We start from the raw sequence: 19,434 nt of genomic DNA, 5'->3' as shown, positions 1-19,434 counted from the left end.
ATAGCAAAATAGAATTCCTTCACCCTCTTTGCGCAGCAGAGAGGGTCGACCAGCGCAGCGTAGTCGGGGTGAGTCACTGCCCTGACCTTAAAACTCCCGCCTCATTTCACCGCTCATTTTACCGCTTTTACCGACATAAAACCGTACTGTGTCTAAAATACACTATGTGGCTGTAACGTTTTGCGCTGCTGCTCGTCATATTGATGTATTTAACGATATAAAAACATAACACATATTATTCATAATCAAAATATTAATAAAATGAAAACAAGAATTTTAACCATGGTAGCCTTAATGATTATGGCAGTGGTAACCACAAAAAACACTTATGCAAATGTTACTGATAATGGTAACGACGAAGCCACCGTTTTGACAAATGTTAGCCGCATCAATAAGATCGAGATCCGCGGCAATGTTGAGCTGTATGTATCAGACGGCGAAAGCGACAAAGTGAAAGTTTATAACAAATACTACTCAGAAAGCGCTTTGGTACAAAGCCAGAATGGTGTACTGCGCATTTCATCATACAACGACCAGAAATTGGTAGTTTGGGTTACAGCAGCAGACCTTCGTGCAATTGCCGCTTATGATAACGCCGAAGTAAAATCATTCGGTAAATTATCAAAAATTGAATTGGATGTTAATCTTTACGATGCCGCAACTGTTACCCTGAACTTAGACGCTTACAAAGCCAATGTAACCGTTAACGATGATGCTAAAGCTAATTTAGCGGGCAGGGTAAATGATATCAATCTGGAGTACGCCCAGCCTGCCAACATTAACAACAGCAGCCTTATGGCAGTAAATGTTGTTAAAAAACAGGTACCTGTTAACACCGTGGCTAAAGCAAATATCAAAGAAGCAAAAACTTTATAATCATACACAACCTTAAATCTTATCCATATACTCAAGCCGTCGAAGAAAAAAACATTTGACGGCTTTTTGATTTTTAATGTAACTTCATTGCGTAAAGCGTTGTCAAACCTTAAACCAAAACCCTTTAAATATGAAAAAGCACCACATAAACATAATCTTAGTTATAGCTATCGCATCAGTAACCGTGTTAACCTCCTGCCGCAGGTTCAGATGTAAAAAGGGATCGGGCGATATCAAGAGCGAAACACATAAAGTTGGCGACTTCACCAAGCTGGATATAGCCGGTGGTTTTAAGGTAACGCTTAAACAGGATAGCTCGCAAAATGTAGTGATAACCGCCGACGATAATTTATTACAATATATCTTAACCGACGTAAACGGTGGCACGCTAAGAATAAAAAATAAACGTAACATTTGCGGCAGTCGCGAAATTACGCTGGTAATAGGTGTGCGTAACCTCAATGAGATTGAAGCTTCTGGTGGTATAGAGCTTAAAACTGATGGGCGTTTAAATGTTAAAGATTTACACTTTGATCTTTCAGGCGCTACCAAAGTAGATATGGATTTAAGCGCGGCCAATGTAAGTACTGAAGGCAGCGGCGCTACCGAGATAGCCTTAAGAGGACAAGCCGCTTCACATGACCTGCATTTAAGCGGATCAGGCAAGGTAAATGCGCTTGATTTTGTAGTAGGCAGGTATAACATTGAAACATCTGGGGCAAGCGAGTGTAAGGTGAATGTTTTAAATGAACTAAGCGTACATACCACCGGTGCCTCAGACATACAGTATCGTGGTAACCCGGGCACTGTAAACAGCGAAAAAACCGGGGCATCAACCCTTAAAAAAATTGATTAAGGTTTTTATACAAAATTGTAACATATGGCGGCACACTTCCGTCATATGTTATATATTAAGTATCTTAACCTTATCATGAAAAAGTTTAAAAAATGGGCGGCATATATAGCCGTTGTCATAGTTCTTGTAATTGTAGCGGCAATAGCTTATGTCGCGTTAGCATTGCCAAATGTTGGCGAGGCGCCAAACCTTAAAGTAGCTATAACCCCACAGCGTTTAGAGCGCGGCAAATACCTGGCAAATTACGTAGCTGTTTGTATTGATTGCCATTCTTCGCGTAAATGGAACGAATTTGCAGGCCCTATAGATACTAACCACATAGGGGCAGGGGGAGAAAAGTTTGATAGCCGCGTTAGTTTTCCGGGCGAAGTATTTGTGCCCAACATCACCCCTTTTAATTTAAAAAACTGGACCGATGGTGAAATTTATCGCGCTATTACCACCGGTGTAAAAAAAGATGGCTCGGCCATATTCCCAATTATGCCATGGCAGTCTTACTCAAAAATGGATCCTGAAGATGTTTACAGCATCATTGCTTACCTGCGTACCTTAACGCCACATGAAGCGGTTTATCCAAAACGGAAGTTAAACTTTCCGCTTAATTTGCTGGTAAACACAATGCCGCAAAAGGCCCAGCCGGGTAAAGTGCCCGCTTTAAAAGATACGCTGAAATATGGCGCTTACCTCGTACAAACCGCTGCCTGCAGGGATTGCCATACCAAGGCCGATAAAGGCAAACCCATACCCGGTATGGAGCTTGCAGGCGGAAACGAGTATAATTTAGGGGAGATGGGCGTATTGCAATCTGCCAATATAACGCCCGATATTACGGGGATAAAATCATGGAGTAAGGAACAGTTTATAGCCCGTTTTAAACAGTTTGATAGCAGCAGGGCAAAGGCAACCCCTGTTAAGACCGGAGAATTTCAAACTATTATGCCATGGTGGAGATATAGCGGCATGAGCGAAAGCGATTTAAGTGCTATTTACACCTATTTGCGCACTGTTAAACCTGTAAAGAACAAGGTTATTAAATTTAGAGCGCCCGAAAAGGCAAAAGGCTGATAATTCTAAAAATAAATTCATACTTTTGCGCCTCAAATTTTGTATAGCGGCAATCAAAGCGGCTATGCAGCAGAGGATTAACAAATACGCTATAAGATGAATATATCACAGGAAAAGACAGACAACCTGAATGCAATTGTAAAGATCAATCTTAGCCCGGCAGATTATCAGCCAAAGGTTGAGAAAGCAATAAAGGAACAGGCAAAAAAAGCAAAATTACCAGGTTTTCGCCCGGGTATGGTTCCACCGGCGCACATCAAAAAAATGTACGGTAAAAACATTCTGGTTGATGAGATCAATACCCTGTTATCAGATAGCCTGAATAAATATATTGAGGATGAAAAGCTTGAAGTATTGGGCCAGCCATTGCCAAAGCTTGAGGACGATACTAAAGAATATAATTGGGATTTTAACGATGAATTTGAGTTTGCTTACGAGTTAGGCCTTGCTCCGGATTTTACAGTTGATTTTTCTTCGGCCGATACTTTAACCCAGTATGTAATTAAAGTTGATGACGAGACCCTTGCATCGCGCATCAAAAATATCCGTCGCGCGTATGGCAAAATGACAAACCCTGACGTATCGGCAGACGACGACGTACTTTATTCAGAATTAGTGCAGCTTTCTCCGGATGGTTCTGTTTTTGAAGGAGGCATTAGCAACACTACGTCGGTTCGTTTGGACCAGGTAAAAGATGAAGAGATCAAGAAATCTTTGATCGGTCTGAAAAAAGGCGATGTGGTAACGCTTGACGTCCAAAAAGCTTTTGATAACGATGCGGCTAAAGTTGCGGGTTTATTGAAAATTGAAGAAAGTGAAGCAGCTGATCTAAAATCAAACTTCCAGTTAACGGTTAAAAATGTAAACCGCCTGGACGAAGCAGATTTGAATCAGGAGTTCTTTGATAAATTATTTGGTGAAGGAGTTGTTACAACCGAAGAAGGTTTCCGTGAAAAAATCACCGAGGAACTGGAGACAATGATGTTACAGGATAGCGAACGCAAATTGCAAAACGATATCTATAACTATACATTGGATAAAGTACAGTTTGAATTGCCTGATGAGTTTTTGAAACGCTGGTTAAAAGCCACTAACGAAAAACTATCTGACGAGGAACTGGAAGGCGGTTATAACGACTTTGCTAAAAACCTTAAATGGACGCTTATTGCTAATAAAGTAATTGTTGATAACAAAATAGAGATCAAATACGATGAAGTATTTGCTTATGCTAAACAAAGCCTGAATAACCAGTTCAGGATGTATAGCCAGCAATCTTTAAGCGAAGAGCAACTGGGCCAGTACACAGTTCAATATCTGCAGGACAAAGAGAACGCCAACAAGATATTTGAAGAAGTTAAGGCCGTTAAGGTTTTTGATTATATTAAAAGTGTTATTACGCTTGATAAAAAAGAGATTCTGTTTACCGAGTTTAATACGATGGCCGACTAATCACTTTAAAAAATATATTTTCACCAAAAGCATTTGCCAACAGCAAATGCTTTTGTGTTATATAGCCCTGCCCGGCGGGTTTTGAAAATGCAGGCGAGGCTTTTTTTACTTTTTCCAAACTTTATGATAGTAAATCTATTCAACTAAAAACTATATTTATCCCGCACCTGAAAAGAATAAACAACACATACCATGAGTAGTAATATTGATAAAAATGAATTTCGTAAATATGCTGTAAAGCACCACCGCATAAACAGCCTGTATGTAGATAAATTTATTGCCGGTGTAGACAGGGCCAAACTGCCTACCGGTATGACTCCTTATATCATCGAAGAGCGCCCGATGAATATCGCCCAGATGGACGTTTTCTCGCGTTTGATGATGGACCGTATCATCTTTCTTGGCGATGCCATTTATGATCAGAATGCCAACATTATCCAGGCACAGCTATTGTTCCTGCAATCGGCAGATAGTAAAAGAGATATACAAATTTATATCAACTCACCCGGCGGTTCGGTATACGCGGGTTTAGGTATTTATGATACCATGCAGTTTATATCTAACGATGTTGCCACCATCTGTACAGGTATGGCCGCTTCAATGGGTGCGGTTTTACTGGTAGCAGGTACAAAAGGCAAACGTGCTGCATTGCCACACTCACGGGTTATGATCCACCAGCCATCGGGCGGTGCGCAGGGCCAGCAATCTGATATCGAGATCACTTATCACGAGATCACTAAGCTTAAAAAAGAGCTTTATCAGATTATTGCTGACCATAGCGGAACCGATTACCAGAAAGTTTGGGACGCATCAGACCGCGACCACTGGATGATAGCCGAAGAAGCCAAGGAGTTTGGTATGATAGATGAAATATTAAGGGCAAATACCAGCAAATAATTTAAACAATTGGCCGCCAAAAGCCTTTAACAGTCTGAGGCTTTTGTTATCAGCGGCCAATTGGTTAATTTTGATAAAATCACATTACAATGAATAAGAACAGCAAGGAGATCAGATGCTCATTTTGTGGCGCAGGTAAGCAGGATTCCCTGATGCTGATAGCCGGGTTAGATGCGCATATATGCGATAAGTGCGTTGACCAGGCGAATGAGATTTTAGCCGAAGAGCTTAAGGTGCGTAAAGTTAAAGCTTCACCTGCGGTACCTTCTGTGCTGAAACCTTCAGAAATCAAAACCCACCTCGATCAGTATATTATCGGCCAGGATGATGCTAAGAAAGTATTATCTGTAGCGGTTTATAACCACTATAAGCGCCTTAACCAGCGGGTGGATAAAGATGAGGTGGAGATAGAAAAATCAAACATCATTATGGTTGGTGAAACCGGTACAGGCAAAACCCTGCTGGCTAAAACACTTGCCAAAATATTAAATGTGCCTTTTTGTATTTGCGATGCCACCGTACTTACAGAAGCCGGCTACGTTGGCGAGGATGTAGAGAGCATACTTACCCGCTTATTGCAGGCTGCCGATTATGATGTTAATGCTGCTGAACGGGGCATTGTTTATATTGATGAAGTTGATAAAATAGCCCGTAAAAGCGATAACGCTTCTATTACGCGCGATGTGAGCGGCGAAGGCGTTCAGCAGGCTTTGCTTAAGATATTAGAAGGTACCATGGTAAATGTACCACCACAAGGTGGCCGTAAACACCCGGACCAAAAAATGATCACGGTGAATACCAGCAATATCCTGTTTATTTGCGGTGGCGCATTTGATAGTATCGAAAAGAAAATAGCAAACCGCCTGCGTACCCAAACCGTGGGGTATAAGTTTAAACATGATGCCGGCGAGGTGGACCTGAAAAACCTGTATAAATACATTACACCGCAGGACCTGAAATCATTTGGGCTGATACCTGAGTTGATAGGCCGTTTGCCTGTGCTTACCTATTTAAACCCGCTTGACAGGGATGCATTGCATAATATCCTCACAGAACCCAAAAATTCATTACTTAAGCAATATACCAAGTTGTTTGAGTATGAAGGGGTGAAACTTGAGTTTGCCACCGAGGTGCTTGATTTCATAGTTGATAAAGCTATGGAATTTAAATTGGGTGCACGTGGCCTCCGCTCAATTTGCGAAGCCATCATGATTGATGCCATGTTTGAATTCCCGTCTAAAAAGGATGTTAAGCGTTTAACAGTAACGCTTGACTATGCAAGAGAGAAATTTGAAAAGAGCGACCTCAAAAAGTTAAAGGTAGCTTAACAACAATATCACGGCAAATTACTATATTTGCCTATCTCAAAAAAACAGCACCCTGGCAAAACGCCGGGGTTTGCTGTATAAAAAGGTTTGGTTTTAACCTCGCATCCGCCCGGATGCCTTAACAAATACTAATATGAACGAAGAATTAGATATCAAAAAAAACGAGACCACCCCGGTCGTAAAAAAATCAAAAGAAGTAACATCGCCCGTAAAAAGCGGACTGAAAACCAAAGAAGCTATTGTGGCTAACTGGCTGCCGCGCTATACCGGCCGCACATTGGATGCATTTGGCGAATACATTATTTTAACCAATTTTTCGAAATACCTGCAGCTTTTTTCTGACTGGCATAATAACGCCCCGGTGATGGGAGTGGATAAGCCCATGCAAAGCGTAACGGCCGATGGCATCACTATTATCAATTTTGGTATGGGCAGCCCTGTTGCGGCTACAGTAATGGATTTACTTACTGCGGTAAAACCTAAAGCGGTTATATTTTTGGGTAAATGCGGGGGGCTGAAAAAGAAAAATAAAGTAGGCGACCTGATATTGCCCATAGCCGCTATACGCGGCGAAGGTACATCAAACGATTACCTGCCGGCAGAAGTGCCCGCATTGCCTTCATTTGCCCTGCAAAAGGCCATATCAACCACCATACGCGATCATTCCCGCGATTACTGGACAGGAACCTGCTACACCACCAACCGCCGGGTTTGGGAACATGATAAAGAGTTTAAAAAATACCTGAAGGAGTTGCGCGCCATGGCCATTGATATGGAAACGGCAACCATATTTACTACCGGCTTTGCCAACAAAATACCTACTGGCGCGTTGCTGTTAGTGTCAGACCAGCCGATGATACCAGAAGGTGTTAAAACCGCAGAGAGCGACTCGACCGTAACTGAGCAATATGTGGAAACGCATTTAAAGGTAGGTATAGAATCGCTGAAACAATTAATAAACGGCGGGCTTACAGTTAAGCACCTTAAGTTTTAATTGAACGCTTGATCGATCTGATCAATTAATGTGTTTTTATTTGACAGTAATTCTGACAATCCTTGGATTCTTAAAATTCGGGTTCTGGCAGAATATTTACTAATTTTGAGCCCTGTCCATTAAGTATACAGAATAAGTAGACGATAAAATTATGTGGTATAACAATATACTTGAAACCATTGGCAATACGCCGCTGGTAAAACTTAATAAAGTAGTTAAAGACATTCCCGCGACGGTATTGGCCAAAATAGAGACCACCAATCCAGGCAACTCCATTAAGGACCGTATGGCCCTTAAAATGATAGAGGATGCCGAAAAAAGCGGTAAGCTTAAACCGGGAGGTACCATTATAGAAGGCACATCCGGCAACACGGGCATGGGTTTGGCTATTGCCGCTGTTATTAAGGGTTACAAGTGTATTTTTACCAGTACTGATAAACAGTCAAAGGAAAAATTTGATGCTTTGCGTGCCTTTGGTGCCGAGGTTATTGTTTGCCCTACTAACGTAGAGCCCGAAGATCCGCGCTCGTATTATTCGGTTTCATCGCGCCTGGAAAGGGAAGTGCCTAACTCATGGAAACCTAACCAGTATGATAATCTATCCAACTCGCAGGCAAACTACGAGCAAACCGGGCCCGAGATCTGGGAGCAAACAGAAGGCAAGATCACACACCTGGTTGTTGGCGTGGGTACAGGCGGCACTATCTCAGGTTCAGCCCGCTACCTGAAAGAAAAGAATCCGAATATCCAGATCCTGGGTGTTGATACTTATGGCTCTGTGTTTAAAAAGTATAAGGAAACCGGCATTTTTGATAAAAATGAGATCTATCCTTATATCACGGAAGGCATTGGCGAGGATTTTTTACCACAGAACGTCAATTTTAATTTGATCGATTATTTTGAAAAGGTTACTGATAAAGATGCTGCCCTAATGACACGTGAAATAGCACGTAAGGAAGGTATTTTTGCAGGTAACTCAACGGGCGCTGCTGTGGCCGGGGCTTTACAAATGAAAGACCGCTTTAAAGAAGGCGATGTGGTTGTAATCATCTTCCCTGACCATGGTACTCGTTACCTGGGTAAAATGTATAATGACGACTGGCTGCGCGACCGTGGTTTCCTTAAAGACGAAAAACTGACTGCCCGCGATATCATCAGCAAGAAAGAAAGCCAGGAAATTATTACTATCGACTGTGAGAAGACTGTTCTGGAAGCTATAAATGTTATTAAATCTCTTAACATCAGCCAGATACCTGTTACTCAAAAAGGTATGGTGATAGGCAAGATAACTGAGAGCGATATTTTAGATTCGCTGATGGAAAACCCGGCTATAAAATCTCAGCCGGTGCAGAGCATTACCACCGCACCTTTCCCTTTTGTTGACCTGAATACCTCTATTGATAAGATATCCGGAATGATCAATAAGGACAACATCGCTGTTTTAGTGGAAGATGAGCAGGGTAAGATAGAGATCATCACTCAGTATGATATCATCAATGCCATATCTGCCTGATAGGATAAAAGAGTAAAGACGAAAAGATAAATGAGATATATAGAGACGCGATCCTTCGCGTCTCTTTTGTTTTAATGGTTACCATAAAAATACCATACCATACATCTGCACATCTGAAATCTGCACATCTACATTACCATTTCTTAAATATTACGAACACGGCAAGCACTATTAGCGAGAAGCCAACCAGGTGGTTCCAGCCGAGCTTTTCGGTTTTAAAGAATAAGATGGTGAACAGCATAAAGATGGTAAGCGTTATGGCTTCCTGTATAGTTTTAAGCTGAACAAGTGAAAATGGCCCGCCATCCTCTTTAAAACCGGCTTTGTTTGCCGGCACCTGAAACAGGTACTCAAAAAATGCCAACCCCCAGCTGATAAGTATTACGGAAAATAAGCCCAGGTTTTTACCCCAGCTAAACTCCTTGAATTTTAAATGACCATACCAGGCAAACGTCATAAAGGTGTTTGATATGGTAAGAAAGAGTATGGTTTTTAGTCCCCGCATTATTGTAAACGTTTTTTTGCTAATTCTGCCTGATAGATCTCGTTAAGTTTTGGCGACGGATTGGTAAGCAGGTAAATGCGTGTGCCCCGTTCCCGGGCCAGGGGCGTAGTAACTTCTCCTTTTTGTGTGTAAGTTTCCACTACATGGCTCAGCCTGCGCTCAACGTTGTCATCGTCATCCACGTATATAATATATTTTGCACTCAGCGTATCTGCTGCCCAAAGCTGAAAACTGCTGTTAAGCGATACCACATCCGGCAAGCCATATTTGTGGCGGTAATGATGCAGGGCACCGGCTTCTCCATAATTATCGGCATATAGCTGGGTGTTTTTTTGCTGCTCGGGCGTAAGGCTGTTATACACGTCAGCCGCTTTTTTTGCCATTTCCTCCCAGCCCAGCATGTCTGCATAATCCTGTGTTAGAGGATGCTGTTTTTGATCTTCCCAGGTAACTGCAAACCGTAAAAAGGAATACTTTTCGGTAGCATGTTTTATAAATGTGGTAGTATGCTGTAATGAAAATATAGGCAATACTAATGGCAATATTAAAATGTTGGGCAGTATTACCACCATTAAAGCAATAGGCCTTAAAATATAAGCCTGTCTTTTAATAATGCGCTCAAATGCGTATCCGCCTGCAGCAAACAGCATAGGGTATGCGCCAAATATGTAATAGGTTTTGCCATGCATCTCCAGCAGGAACAGGAAAATTAAAATGTAGGCGATGGCCATAAACCTGAACCTGCGTACCCTGAAAGATATGAACAGGCTGATAAAGCCCGTAAACCAAACCAAAAAAGCAGGGCCGTTCACCAGTAACTGTCCTTCAATAAAATCGGCTGGCTTTACATAATCCAACTGGGTTTCGCGGAGCTCTTTCATGTGCGTAAGTACCGGCAAATGGTGTACAAACTGCCATATCAGGTTGGGAAGGAAGATAACAATACCAACAAGAGCTGCATATATAACATGCCTGTTAAAAAGCAATTTGCGCTCTTTGCTGATCAGTATACCAACAACAAGCGAGCCGGTAAAAAATATCATGCTGTATTTGGTAAGCATGCCAAAACCAACGGCAGCGCCCAGCCAGTAAAGGTATCTTACGTTGGCAGTGTTTAAATATTTAATAAACAGCCAAACGGTCAGCACCCACCATAACTGATCAAACACTACAGGCTGAAACAGGTACCCGCTTGCAGCAAACGCAGGAGAGAAAATGAGCGATAAACATGCAACTGTAATAGCGAACCGTTTACCACCAAGCTCAACGGTAATTAGCCCGGCAAGCCAGATGATAAGCGCCCCGGCCAGTGTAGAAAATATGCGGGCTGCGAATACCGAATGGCCAAATACACTTAACGTTATTTTTGCAAGCAAGCCAATAAGGGGCGGAACCTCTTTATAGCCCCAGTCCAGGTGATCGCCTAACACAAGATGCAGCAACTCATCGCGGTGGAAGCCAAAATTGCTGATGGCAAATGCGTTGAGAATAATCTTGACAGCAACAAAGATCAGGATAAAAGTAGCGTAAGACGGTCTCCGATTTTTGTAAGGCATACAGGTTTTAGTCTGGACGCCATAAAGCTATAAAAAATGGATAAAAGAGAAAGGACAAAAGATTAAAGACCTGCATCCTCAATCCTTTGTCCTTAATCTTTTGATCTTTTATCTTTTATACGCGTTTAATTTCCGCGCCCAAAGCTCTAAGGCGCTCATCAATGTGTTGATAACCCCGCTCAATTTGCTCAATATTATAAATGGTAGACTGGCCCTGAGCGGACAATGCGGCAATCAGTAATGATACACCCGCGCGGATGTCTGGCGATGTCATGGAAATACCGCGTAATTGTACCCGTTTATCCAAACCGATAACCGTTGCGCGGTGCGGATCGCACAGGATGATATTTGCCCCCATATCCAGCAATTTATCTACAAAGAACAAACGGCTCTCAAACATTTTTTGGTGAATAAGCACCGAGCCCTTTGCCTGGGTAGCCACAACCAGTACAATGCTCAGCAGGTCTGGCGTAAAGCCCGGCCATGGCGCGTCTGCTACGGTAAGCAGCGAGCCATCTATAAAAGTATCGATCTCGTAATGGTCTTGCGACGGAATATAAATATCATCACCACGACGCTCTAACTTGATACCCAAACGTTTAAATACGTCTGGTATCATGCCCAACTCGTCGTAGTGTACATCCTTAATGGTAATTTCAGAACCTGTCATGGCGGCCATACCAATGAAAGAGCCAATCTCTATCATATCAGGCAGCATACGGTGCTCGGTACCGCCTAAGTGGGTTACACCTTCAATAGTTAACAGGTTTGAGCCAATGCCGCTTATTTTTGCGCCCATGCGGTTAAGCATTTTGCAAAGCTGCTGCAAATAAGGCTCGCAGGCGGCGTTGTAAATAGTAGTTGTGCCTTTTGCCAGTACTGCCGCCATTACAATATTGGCTGTACCGGTTACAGATGCTTCATCAAGCAGAATATAAGTGCCTTGCAGGTTAGATGCGTCTACATTATAAAAGCCGTTTTCGGGGTTATAATCAAAACGTGCGCCTAATTTTTCAAAGCCTAAGAAGTGCGTATCCAGCCTGCGGCGCCCAATTTTATCGCCACCTGGTTTTGGTATCGATGCTTTACCGAAGCGTGCCAGCAGCGGGCCAACTATCATGATAGAACCGCGTAAGCCACCGCCTTTTGTTTTAAAGGCATCAGAGCTAAAAAAGTTCTGGTCTATCTCCTTAGCTTCAAAAATACAGGTATCGCGCGATACGCGGTTTACTTCAACTCCCATATCGGCTAATAGATCGATCAGCTTATTTACATCCTGTATATCAGGAATGTTGCTGATGGTCATTTTTTCGCCGGTTAATAAAACGGCTGATATAATTTGAAGGGCCTCGTTTTTTGCTCCCTGGGGGATAATCTCTCCCTTAAGTTTCTTACCACCCTGTATTTCAAATGCGTTTCTCATAATTGTGTCAGTTCATTGCAAATGATGGATAGATGCTGGCAATAATCCTGCCTGTTGATCTCCATCTGCAAAAATTAAATAAATAAGCTAAAAATCAGATGTGCTTTAAGCACAGCATATCATCATCAGAAAACTTAATTAATATTTTTTAGATCCCCCGTTATTGCGGTTACGATTATTTTGGTTTTGGTTGTTACGCTGGTTGTTCTGATTATTATTGCGGCCGCGGTTGTTCTGGTTGTTATTATTGCGGCCGCGGTTGTTCTGGTTGTTATTGTTATTATTAGTGCGAAACTCAACCCGGTTTAGGTTTACATTTTCCTCCAGTTTCAGTTCACCGTTAGAAAGGTGCAACAAGTCTGAAAGAATGATCTCATCAGCAACAGAGTCTTTATTCCATTGTACATAAGCCATCTTCATGAAGTTGGCAATAGCCTGCACCATGTGGCGCTTACGTTCAGGTTCATCAATGCTCTTTGCTTTCTCTATCATCAGCTCGATAGTTTTGCCATAATGGCGATATTTGATACGCTGATAAGGGTACTTTAAAGGCTCGGGCTTGATGTGTATAGCCTCCTCGGTAGGCTTTGGGTACGGAGAGTCTACATCCAGCTGGAAGCCTGAAATGATATGAAGGTGATCCCAAAGTTTATGTTTAAAGTCGGCTACATCGCGCAGGTGCGGGTTTAAAAAGCCCATCAGGTCTATAACTACCTGTGCGTATTTGTTGCGTTCTTCTTTGGTGGGCAGGGCAACAATGTATTTAACCATGTTTTGCACATTGCGGCCGTATTCTGTAAGTAAAAGTTTGCTCCTGGTTGAGTTATAATCAAACGGACCAGGCAAGTTTGTTAATGCCATGTATATTATTATAAATAAGTTCGTGAAATTGTTTTCAGTTCATGATCAGTTTCGCTGTGATGGATTGGGAAACCGGAGAACTAAAATGGAATATTTTGTAGTAACGCAAATATAAGGTAAATGTGTTAATGTACAAAAATTGTTATACCTGGGTTAATCCTTATTTTTAGCAAACAAAAGCATAACAATGTTAGCAATCACTTCAATTGATATTTATCGTTTCAGCATTCCGATGGAACCTTTCACCATCGCTACGGGTACAATGGACTATGCACAGAATGTTTTTATACGCGTACATACCAACGGAGGCTTTTATGGCGTTGGCGAATGCTCGGCCTTCCCGGCAATTGTTGGTGAAACACAGGATACCTGCCTAATAATGGCTAAAGAGTTTGCCAAACTTTGGAAGGGCCGTGATGCTTTGGATATTAATGGCCGTTTACAACAATTGCACAGCTTTACAGCAGGTAATACCACCATTAAAAGTGCATTTGATATGGCGCTGTATGATATTGCTGCCAAAAATGCCGGTTTGCCTTTGTATAAATTTCTGGGTGGCGAAAAGCGCGAGGTAGAAAGTGATATAACCATAGGCATCGGCTCTCCCGAAAAAATGGCCGGGCAGGCAATAGCATTCAAACTGTCGGGTGCTGATATTTTAAAAGTGAAACTTGGCAAAGGGGCCGAAACGGATGTAGAGCGTATAAAGCAAATACGCCAGGCTGTTGGCCCTGATATAAAGATCAGGGTAGATGCTAACCAGGGCTGGAGTTTTGATGAAGCGGTGTTTGCCTTGCAGGCCATCGGCGCTTACGATATCGAATTTTGTGAGCAACCTATGCGCACCTGGTTTAATGACCGCCTGCCGGAACTGATGAAACTATCGCCGGTGAAAATTATGGCCGATGAAAGCGTATATGATCACCATGATGCACGTATGCAGATAGAAAGTGGATCCTGCCATTATATCAATATTAAGATGGCCAAATCGGGCGGTATACATGAAGCTAAGAAGATACATGATACAGCAGCCGAAAGAGGGATTGCCTGTATGATGGGCGGTATGCTGGAGAGCCGTATTGCCTTAAGCAGTAAGCTGCATTTTGTTTATGCCAGCCCTAACATCAGGTATTATGACATGGATACCTGCATGCTTGGCCACCTGGCCGACCCATGCATTGGTGGCGTAACTTATGATGGTTACAAATTAAATATAAATGATGAACCTGGTATAGGCGCTGATGCAGACGAAGCATTTTTAAAGAGTTGCGAAAAGTTTGTAGTTTAATGCTATCAGCACAAATGCTAAATAAAGAAGCCCGTAAATTTTACAGGCTTCTTATTATTCTCTTATTTAAAGAGTCCTAAATCTGCTCGTCCAGCTACTACTTTTAGGATGTTTTGCATCACTGTTGCTTTTTGCCGGTTTCTCTGTTTTAGGTTGGCGTAATTGGTTGTCAGTTGCGCTCCTCACCTTTCCATCTGCTTCTGTTTTCATGAGAGTAAAGATTATTTTACTCATTTAAGCATCCATAAGGTCATTTTGTTTGTCAAAGGGTTGTAAACTATGTCAACCATATAGCCAGAACTCGAATTAAAAGAATTTATGGAATTAACAGAACAAATTTCCTAAATTATTCAAATTTGAGTTCAGACAATTGAATAATACAACTGTGTTCCCTAATTTCTTTGAATTCTTTAAATTCGAGTTCAGACAACTTACTTACTTAACTCAGCAAAGTATTTATGAAATAACGGGATGGTTTCTATTCCTTTATAGTAATTAAATATATCATACTTTTCGTTTGGCGAATGCAGGGCATCGCTATCTAACCCAAAACCCATTAAAACGGTTTTTAAGCCAAGCTCGGCTTCAAATAAGGCTACTATTGGTATGCTGCCACCACCGCGCGTTGGGATAGGCTGTTTACCAAACGACTCCGCAATGGCTTTTTGAGCTGCTTTGTAAGCAATGCTATCGGTAGGGGTAACCACCGGCTCGCCGCCATGATGAGGAGTAACCTTTACCTTAACGTAGGGGGGCGCGATGTTCAAAAAATGATGGGTAAACAGTTGGGTAATTTTGTCGGTAGTTTGGTTAGGTACCAGGCGCATCGAAATCTTAGCGCTTGCCTTTGATGGCAGAACAGTTTTAGCCCCCTCGCCGGTATAACCGCCCCAAATTCCGTTTACCTCAAGGGTAGGGCGGGTGCCGGTGCGCTCAAAGGTGGTATAACCTTTTTCGCCCCATAGCTCATTTACATCAAGGTCTTTTTTATATTCTTCTTCATTGTAAGGCGCAGCGTTAAGTTCCCGGCGCTCCTGTTCAGTCAACTCAATAACATCGTCATAAAACCCGGGGATGGTGATACGGTTATTGTCATCATGAAACGATGCGATCATTTTGGCTAATATGGTAGCCGGGTTAGCCACCGCACCGCCGTAAACACCGGAGTGCAGGTCGCGGTTAGGGCCGGTAACTTCTACTTCAAGGTATGAAAGGCCCCGCAGGCCCGTTTCCAGTGAGGGATGTTCCATGCTGATCATAGAGGTGTCTGAAATCAGCACCACATCGGCCTTTAGGCGTTCTTTGTTCGCTTTAACAAATATCGACAGGTTGTTTGAACCTACCTCTTCCTCGCCTTCAATCATGAATTTAATGTTGCAGGGCAATCCGTCGGTTCGCATCATCAGCTCAAAAGCTTTAACATGCATATAAAACTGGCCCTTATCATCGCAGGCGCCACGGGCATAAATCTTACCATCACGAACGGTGGGCTCGAAGGGAGGTGTATGCCAAAGTTCCAGCGGATCGGGCGGCTGCACATCATAATGGCCGTAAACCAATACGGTTGGCAGGCTGGCATCAATTATCTTTTCGCCGTAAACAATTGGGTAGCCGGCAGTTTGGCACACTTCCACATTTTCGGCACCGGCATCAGTCAGTTTCTTAGCCACATATTCGGCAGCGTTTAAAACATCAGGCGCATATTTCGGGTCGGCGCTTACAGATGGGAAACGCAGCAGTTCAAAAAGCTCGTCTAACAGGCGTTGTTTGTTGTTTTCTATATATTGCTTTATAACTTGCATAGGCTATATGTTTTAGGCAAATATAATGTTTACTTTGAAGAGGATATCCTAACGTTTATTTCTTATACACAGTGTCCGTCTGAGCCTGTCGAAGACTCTTGAAGCGAATAATGGTTCGACAGGCTCACCATGACAAGTAAAAGCTCACCCTAACAAATAGGTGTCCGTCTGAGCTTGTCGAAGACTCTCCAAGCGAATAGTAGTTCGACAAGCTCACCATGACAGGTAAAAGCTCACCTTAACAAATAGGTGTCCGTTTGATCCCGTCGAAGACCTTATAAAGCGAATAATCGTTCGACAGGGTTTTTCGACTGTCTGGATAAAGAAAAAGCCTTTTGGAGATTACTTTGTACCTCTCAATGATGTGGTGGTTTTAAACTAAAGTTGTTAGTAGTGACATTCCTTTGCCACCTTAAATTACATACCTCTGATTATCATATATTTATAAGTGTTCACGATGTTCACTTGTGTGTTCGTGAACAACTTGAAATAATTATCCGGTAAAGCGTAGTAAGATCAGAGAAGTGTATTACTCTGCTACCTTTTCAACTACCACCGCGGTTCCGTAAGCCAGTACCTCTGTAATGCCCTGCATTACTTCGTTGGCATCATAACGCATGCTGATGATAGCATTGGCGCCAAGGGCCTGTGCATGTTGTATCAGCAGGTGATAAGCCTCCTCGCGGGCGTTTTCGCAAAGCTCTACATAAACAGAAAGCCGGCCTCCAAAAAGCGATTGCAAACCGCCGGCAAAATTGCCTACTACGCTGCGGCTGCGTACGGTTATGCCGCGTACCACGCCAAGGTGTTTAACAATTTTGTAGCCATCTAAACCGGTGCTGGTAGTAATCAATGAAGTATCCATTTGAGTTATTTTTATAGTTAGATATTATTTAAAGAAAAATGTTACCGGTAATAAAAGTAGCAGATTAATGTAGATTTGCGACGATTCAATAAATATAATTATGCGCATAACCATTATTGGCTCGGGCAATGTTGCTACCCACTTATCTGCAGCATTAAAAAATGCAGGGCACCGCATAGTGCAGGTATACAGCCGCGATATGCATAACGCTACTTTGCTGGCTTACCATGTAGGGGCTGAAGCTATTGATGATCTTAGAGATATCAACCCGCAAACCGACCTGTTTATTATTGCCGTTAAAGATGATGCGATTATAGAAACTGCTGCCCATTTGGCCGCCTATAGTAAGCTAATTGCGCATACCTCAGGCGCTGTTGATTTGGAACAACTATTGAACATTACTCCATTAGCCGGTGTATTTTATCCGCTGCAAACTTTTAGCAAAACAAAGGAAGTTGACTTTCGTGAAGTACCTATGTGCATCGAGGGTGCCGATGAGGATATTGTTAAAACGTTGGAGGCGCTTGCCCGTGATGTCAGCAACAGCGTTTACCGGATATCGTCCGCGCAGCGTAAAGTGCTGCATTTGTCGGCTGTGTTTGCCTGCAATTTTGTTAATCACCTGTATGGTATTGGTGAGCAGTTATTAAAGGATAGCGAAATGGATTTTGATTTGCTACGGCCATTAATAAAGGAAACCGCAGATAAAGCCATGCTGAACTCACCCTACACAGTGCAAACCGGTCCGGCTGTTCGTAATGATAAAAATACTATGGGTACGCATTTGCAATTGCTTAAAGCACAGCCGCATTTACAGCGGATATATGAGATGCTAAGTCAGGATATTATCAAAAACCACAACAAGGGTAACGGGGATAAGTAATTTTGTTACTTTTGCCCAAATGAATATTTTTAAAGTAAAGATTAACTTTGAGGAAGCCGACCACGAAAGCGTGGAACTGCCAATTGCCGAGGGTGAATCTGTATTGGATGTTTGCCTGGAAAATGGCATAGAGCTGCAGCATAACTGTGGTGGTGTATGCGGTTGCAGTACCTGCCATATCTATGTTAATAAAGGAATGGATAACATACAGGAAATATCTGATAAGGAAGAAGACTTTATTGACCGTGCAGTTAATCCACGCATTAACTCCCGGCTGGGTTGCCAGTGTGTGATTATAGATGGCGATATTGAAGTTACCTTGCCCGATCAATCCGGCTTTATGGGCCATTAATCAACCAGATATATATAATCTACGATACAAAAATGACAAACGATAAATTCGAGCTGCCAATACATTGGAATGATTACGAGGACATTGCCATGGGGCTTTATGAAAAGTTTGGTGATGCGTTTGGCGAATCTCAAATATACCGTATCCGCTTTACCGACCTGCTTGAGTGGGTACTTACCCTGCCTAACTTTGCGGGTACACGCGAAGAATCTAACGAAGGCCACCTGGAGCAGATACAATCTGCATGGGTATACGAGTGGCGCGATAACCAGTAGTTTAAGTTGCAGTTGGCTGTTAGTAGTTAATCCTACTAATAACTAATTACCAATGAACAAATAAACCAGATAGATGGAATCCTTTTTAACCAAGCTTAAAGATATTACCACCTTTATTTTTGATGTGGATGGCGTACTTACCGACGGAACCGTGTTTGTGACCGAGACAGGAGTGCAAAGCCGTGCTTTCAACATCAAAGACGGTTATGCGCTGCAACTGGCGGTTAAAAGCGGTTATAATGTGGCAGCTATCTCAGGCAGCCGTTCTAAAAGCGCGTTGTTCCGTTTAAACAGCTTGGGGATTACCGACGTTTATTTAGGCGCCCATACAAAATCTGAAAGATTTAAGCTTTATATAGAAGAGAAAAATATCCACCCATCAACCATTTTATATATGGCTGATGATATACCTGATCTGGCTGCCATGAAGCTGGTAGGCATGCCGGTTTGCCCTGCAGATGCTGCTGAAGAAATAAAAGCGATTTGCAGCTACATTTCACCTATACCTGGCGGCCGCGGTTGTGTGCGCGAGGTAATAGAAAAGGTGATGAAGGTACAAGGCACCTGGATGAACGAGCAGGCGTATAGCTGGTAGTTTTTTTAGACTATGGTCGATAATAACAGACCATAGTAAAGTGAACTTTTA

19 protein-coding genes are annotated in these 19,434 nt (G+C 42.5%); 13 read left to right on the top strand and 6 right to left on the bottom strand.

All coding sequences use genetic code 11. From position 1 onward, the window contains the following. The first annotated feature begins 261 nt into the window (after window positions 1-261). From ACFQZX_RS01330 to ACFQZX_RS01295, 8 genes are all read left to right on the top strand, one after another. Complete coding sequence (locus ACFQZX_RS01330) at window positions 262-876, top strand: GIN domain-containing protein (RefSeq protein ID WP_377110944.1); 615 nt, start codon at window positions 262-264, stop codon at window positions 874-876. A gap of 130 nt (window positions 877-1,006) precedes the next feature. Then, the gene (locus ACFQZX_RS01325) at window positions 1,007-1,732 is read left to right on the top strand and encodes a head GIN domain-containing protein (RefSeq protein ID WP_377110943.1); all 726 of its coding nucleotides are present in this window, start codon (window positions 1,007-1,009) and stop codon (window positions 1,730-1,732) included. Window positions 1,733-1,807: 75 nt separating this feature from the next. Continuing rightward, on the top strand, window positions 1,808-2,797 hold the full coding sequence (locus ACFQZX_RS01320) for a c-type cytochrome (RefSeq protein ID WP_377110942.1): 990 nt from the start codon (window positions 1,808-1,810) through the stop codon (window positions 2,795-2,797). Window positions 2,798-2,893: 96 nt separating this feature from the next. Further along, the gene (gene tig, locus ACFQZX_RS01315) at window positions 2,894-4,246 is read left to right on the top strand and encodes a trigger factor (protein ID WP_377110941.1); all 1,353 of its coding nucleotides are present in this window, start codon (window positions 2,894-2,896) and stop codon (window positions 4,244-4,246) included. Window positions 4,247-4,438: 192 nt separating this feature from the next. Continuing rightward, window positions 4,439-5,143: an ATP-dependent Clp endopeptidase proteolytic subunit ClpP gene (clpP, locus tag ACFQZX_RS01310; protein ID WP_377110940.1), complete on the top strand. Its 705-nt coding sequence runs from the start codon at window positions 4,439-4,441 to the stop codon at window positions 5,141-5,143. A gap of 89 nt (window positions 5,144-5,232) precedes the next feature. Then, on the top strand, window positions 5,233-6,471 hold the full coding sequence (gene clpX / locus ACFQZX_RS01305; protein ID WP_377110939.1) for an ATP-dependent Clp protease ATP-binding subunit ClpX: 1,239 nt from the start codon (window positions 5,233-5,235) through the stop codon (window positions 6,469-6,471). A 133-nt stretch (window positions 6,472-6,604) separates the two neighbouring features. Then, window positions 6,605-7,465 carry an AMP nucleosidase gene (locus tag ACFQZX_RS01300; protein WP_377110938.1) on the top strand — a complete coding sequence of 287 codons (861 nt, stop codon included), beginning with the start codon at window positions 6,605-6,607 and terminating at the stop codon, window positions 7,463-7,465. A gap of 151 nt (window positions 7,466-7,616) precedes the next feature. After that, window positions 7,617-8,978: a pyridoxal-phosphate dependent enzyme gene (locus tag ACFQZX_RS01295; protein WP_377110937.1), complete on the top strand. Its 1,362-nt coding sequence runs from the start codon at window positions 7,617-7,619 to the stop codon at window positions 8,976-8,978. A gap of 133 nt (window positions 8,979-9,111) precedes the next feature. On the opposite strand, the gene ACFQZX_RS01290 is transcribed toward ACFQZX_RS01295, so the two are convergent. The 4 genes from ACFQZX_RS01290 to ACFQZX_RS01275 all read right to left on the bottom strand — a co-directional run bounded on the left by ACFQZX_RS01290 (window position 9,112) and on the right by ACFQZX_RS01275 (window position 13,323). Continuing rightward, complete coding sequence (locus ACFQZX_RS01290) at window positions 9,112-9,483, bottom strand: DMT family protein (protein WP_377110936.1); 372 nt, start codon at window positions 9,481-9,483, stop codon at window positions 9,112-9,114. Then, on the bottom strand, window positions 9,483-11,039 hold the full coding sequence (locus tag ACFQZX_RS01285; RefSeq protein WP_377110935.1) for a glycosyltransferase family 39 protein: 1,557 nt from the start codon (window positions 11,037-11,039) through the stop codon (window positions 9,483-9,485). Before ACFQZX_RS01285 ends, ACFQZX_RS01290 begins: the two co-directional genes overlap by 1 nt. Window positions 11,040-11,154: 115 nt before the next feature. Continuing rightward, window positions 11,155-12,462, bottom strand: a complete 1,308-nt coding sequence (gene murA, locus ACFQZX_RS01280) for a UDP-N-acetylglucosamine 1-carboxyvinyltransferase (protein ID WP_377110934.1) — start codon at window positions 12,460-12,462, stop codon at window positions 11,155-11,157. A 138-nt stretch (window positions 12,463-12,600) separates the two neighbouring features. Next, the gene (locus ACFQZX_RS01275; RefSeq protein ID WP_377110933.1) at window positions 12,601-13,323 is read right to left on the bottom strand and encodes a DUF4290 domain-containing protein; all 723 of its coding nucleotides are present in this window, start codon (window positions 13,321-13,323) and stop codon (window positions 12,601-12,603) included. A 187-nt stretch (window positions 13,324-13,510) separates the two neighbouring features. Here ACFQZX_RS01275 and ACFQZX_RS01270 point away from each other — a divergent pair, with 187 nt between their 5' ends. Beyond that, a complete protein-coding gene (locus ACFQZX_RS01270; protein ID WP_377110932.1) occupies window positions 13,511-14,611 on the top strand; it encodes a mandelate racemase/muconate lactonizing enzyme family protein in 1,101 nt (366 codons plus the stop codon). 431 nt (window positions 14,612-15,042) lie between these two features. On the opposite strand, the gene ACFQZX_RS01265 is transcribed toward ACFQZX_RS01270, so the two are convergent. After that, a complete protein-coding gene (locus ACFQZX_RS01265) occupies window positions 15,043-16,413 on the bottom strand; it encodes a dipeptidase (RefSeq protein WP_377110931.1) in 1,371 nt (456 codons plus the stop codon). A 529-nt stretch (window positions 16,414-16,942) separates the two neighbouring features. Then, window positions 16,943-17,278, bottom strand: a complete 336-nt coding sequence (locus ACFQZX_RS01260) for a YbjQ family protein (RefSeq protein WP_377110930.1) — start codon at window positions 17,276-17,278, stop codon at window positions 16,943-16,945. Between the two features lie 100 nt (window positions 17,279-17,378). Here ACFQZX_RS01260 and ACFQZX_RS01255 point away from each other — a divergent pair, with 100 nt between their 5' ends. From ACFQZX_RS01255 to ACFQZX_RS01240, 4 genes are all read left to right on the top strand, one after another. Continuing rightward, complete coding sequence (locus ACFQZX_RS01255) at window positions 17,379-18,161, top strand: Rossmann-like and DUF2520 domain-containing protein (protein WP_377110929.1); 783 nt, start codon at window positions 17,379-17,381, stop codon at window positions 18,159-18,161. Window positions 18,162-18,180: 19 nt separating this feature from the next. Continuing rightward, the gene (locus tag ACFQZX_RS01250; RefSeq protein WP_377110928.1) at window positions 18,181-18,513 is read left to right on the top strand and encodes a 2Fe-2S iron-sulfur cluster-binding protein; all 333 of its coding nucleotides are present in this window, start codon (window positions 18,181-18,183) and stop codon (window positions 18,511-18,513) included. Window positions 18,514-18,545: 32 nt separating this feature from the next. Then, the gene (gene iscX / locus ACFQZX_RS01245; RefSeq protein ID WP_377110927.1) at window positions 18,546-18,788 is read left to right on the top strand and encodes a Fe-S cluster assembly protein IscX; all 243 of its coding nucleotides are present in this window, start codon (window positions 18,546-18,548) and stop codon (window positions 18,786-18,788) included. 73 nt (window positions 18,789-18,861) lie between these two features. Next, window positions 18,862-19,383, top strand: a complete 522-nt coding sequence (locus tag ACFQZX_RS01240; RefSeq protein WP_377110926.1) for a KdsC family phosphatase — start codon at window positions 18,862-18,864, stop codon at window positions 19,381-19,383. The last annotated feature ends 51 nt before the right edge of the window (window positions 19,384-19,434 follow it).

Origin of the sequence: Mucilaginibacter litoreus (assembly GCF_042676805.1) — a bacterium.
Lineage (GTDB): Bacteria > Bacteroidota > Bacteroidia > Sphingobacteriales > Sphingobacteriaceae > Mucilaginibacter > Mucilaginibacter litoreus.
This window is presented reverse-complemented; position numbering and strand designations above follow the sequence as displayed.

Bases quoted from the DNA above. Each gene is read 5' to 3' on its own strand.
- ACFQZX_RS01330 (WP_377110944.1), top strand. From the start codon at position 262: ATGAAAACAAGAATTTTAACCATGGTAGCCTTAATGATTATGGCAGTG.
- ACFQZX_RS01325 (WP_377110943.1), top strand. From the start codon at position 1,007: ATGAAAAAGCACCACATAAACATAATCTTAGTTATAGCTATCGCATCA.
- ACFQZX_RS01320 (WP_377110942.1), top strand. From the start codon at position 1,808: ATGAAAAAGTTTAAAAAATGGGCGGCATATATAGCCGTTGTCATAGTT.
- tig (WP_377110941.1), top strand. From the start codon at position 2,894: ATGAATATATCACAGGAAAAGACAGACAACCTGAATGCAATTGTAAAG.
- clpP (WP_377110940.1), top strand. From the start codon at position 4,439: ATGAGTAGTAATATTGATAAAAATGAATTTCGTAAATATGCTGTAAAG.
- clpX (WP_377110939.1), top strand. From the start codon at position 5,233: ATGAATAAGAACAGCAAGGAGATCAGATGCTCATTTTGTGGCGCAGGT.
- ACFQZX_RS01300 (WP_377110938.1), top strand. From the start codon at position 6,605: ATGAACGAAGAATTAGATATCAAAAAAAACGAGACCACCCCGGTCGTA.
- ACFQZX_RS01295 (WP_377110937.1), top strand. From the start codon at position 7,617: ATGTGGTATAACAATATACTTGAAACCATTGGCAATACGCCGCTGGTA.
- ACFQZX_RS01290 (WP_377110936.1), bottom strand. From the start codon at position 9,483: ATGCGGGGACTAAAAACCATACTCTTTCTTACCATATCAAACACCTTT.
- ACFQZX_RS01285 (WP_377110935.1), bottom strand. From the start codon at position 11,039: ATGCCTTACAAAAATCGGAGACCGTCTTACGCTACTTTTATCCTGATC.
- murA (WP_377110934.1), bottom strand. From the start codon at position 12,462: ATGAGAAACGCATTTGAAATACAGGGTGGTAAGAAACTTAAGGGAGAG.
- ACFQZX_RS01275 (WP_377110933.1), bottom strand. From the start codon at position 13,323: ATGGCATTAACAAACTTGCCTGGTCCGTTTGATTATAACTCAACCAGG.
- ACFQZX_RS01270 (WP_377110932.1), top strand. From the start codon at position 13,511: ATGTTAGCAATCACTTCAATTGATATTTATCGTTTCAGCATTCCGATG.
- ACFQZX_RS01265 (WP_377110931.1), bottom strand. From the start codon at position 16,413: ATGCAAGTTATAAAGCAATATATAGAAAACAACAAACAACGCCTGTTA.
- ACFQZX_RS01260 (WP_377110930.1), bottom strand. From the start codon at position 17,278: ATGGATACTTCATTGATTACTACCAGCACCGGTTTAGATGGCTACAAA.
- ACFQZX_RS01255 (WP_377110929.1), top strand. From the start codon at position 17,379: ATGCGCATAACCATTATTGGCTCGGGCAATGTTGCTACCCACTTATCT.
- ACFQZX_RS01250 (WP_377110928.1), top strand. From the start codon at position 18,181: ATGAATATTTTTAAAGTAAAGATTAACTTTGAGGAAGCCGACCACGAA.
- iscX (WP_377110927.1), top strand. From the start codon at position 18,546: ATGACAAACGATAAATTCGAGCTGCCAATACATTGGAATGATTACGAG.
- ACFQZX_RS01240 (WP_377110926.1), top strand. From the start codon at position 18,862: ATGGAATCCTTTTTAACCAAGCTTAAAGATATTACCACCTTTATTTTT.